We start from the raw sequence: 1,141 nt of genomic DNA on the forward strand, positions 1-1,141 counted from the left end.
TCGGCCTTCAAATCGAGGTACGCGCGCGCTGCAGCCATTGGGACCACCCCGTTACCGGCTGCAGCGGATCGGTCCAGCCCGCAGGCCACCCCATCATCCAATCCGTGAACGCAGGGTTTAAGCTCAGGGGATCGCTTGAGTGTTTCTCCCCATTCAGCAAGATCACTCGGAAACGGTGCGAAGAGCGGAACCGCCCCGGTGTCCAGCCCGTTGCGATCAGCATGTCCCACATCAACGTCCAGGCGCTTGCGGCGTTCTTGATGCCCACCTGCGATCCCGTCTGGTTCTGATCCGTCTTGAACTGGATCCCCGCCGGGCTGCCCTGGATGCACGCCCGGTTCCCCGAGCCTTTGAATGTTGGCGTGGGCCAGAATGAAGACCCTTTCACGGGTATGCGACGCGCCAACTTCCGCCGCTGATACGACGCGCGCTGCAACCCGGTAGCCCAGGCCCTGAAGGTCTGCGCAGACGTCTTGCAAGCCAAGGGTGAGATGGCCGGGGACGTTTTCGAAGAACAGCCATTCGGGGCCGATCTCGTCGGCGATGCGGGCAACATCGGGCCAGAGGTGTCTGGGGTCGTCGTCTCCTTTCCTGAGCCCCGACAAGGTGAAGGGTTGGCAGGGATAACCGGCAGTGAGGATATGAACGCGGCCACGCCATGGGCGGCCGTCAAAGGTTTTGAGATCGTCCCAAATAGGTGCCTGATCCAAGGACGCGTCCGCCATCCGCGCCACGAGAGTGGCCGCGGCGTAACTGTTTCGCTCGACATAACACACAGTTCGATAGCCGGGTTCTGCGATGTGAAGTCCAAGATCAAGTCCGCCGACACCGGCGCAAAGGCTGATGCCGCAAAGGTCGTTCGGTTGGTTTGGGGGATGAACAGCCACATAGGGCCTCCGTTCCATCGCGCTCATTGTCCTTATTATAGGGGCGCTCTAGGTTCGGGCTCTGGGTCGGCCTCAGGATATTGATGGACCGGCAGCGTGGGCATTTGATCGAGAGATCACCTGCAAGCGCCTTCGGCTCCATCTTAAATAGCAAACGCGCACAGTTTGTGCAGCGGATTTCTTCATGCCTCATTAAGGCGACTCACCTCATGGTGCCGATCCCTGATCAGGGCTGGGAGCGGCCATAAAGCTTT

Annotated in this window: 2 protein-coding genes; both read right to left on the reverse strand. The window is 60.2% G+C overall.

Annotation, left to right across the window (positions count from 1 at the left end; genetic code table 11):
- Positions 1-887, reverse strand: an 887-nt coding sequence (locus ACRBB0_RS27285) for a DNA cytosine methyltransferase (protein ID WP_431377622.1), incomplete at its 3' end; no start/stop codon positions are given.
- Positions 814-1,080 carry a Com family DNA-binding transcriptional regulator gene (locus tag ACRBB0_RS27290; RefSeq protein WP_431377623.1) on the reverse strand — a complete coding sequence of 89 codons (267 nt, stop codon included), beginning with the start codon at positions 1,078-1,080 and terminating at the stop codon, positions 814-816. The genes ACRBB0_RS27290 and ACRBB0_RS27285, both read right to left, overlap by 74 nt.
- Positions 1,081-1,141: the final 61 nt, after the last annotated feature.

The organism is Pelagimonas sp., from assembly GCF_050633425.1.
In the GTDB taxonomy this organism is placed as follows: domain Bacteria; phylum Pseudomonadota; class Alphaproteobacteria; order Rhodobacterales; family Rhodobacteraceae; genus Pelagimonas.

Excerpts from the sequence above, each read along its gene's own strand:
- ACRBB0_RS27290 (WP_431377623.1), bottom strand. The coding sequence starts at position 1,080 with ATGAGGCATGAAGAAATCCGCTGCACAAACTGTGCGCGTTTGCTATTT.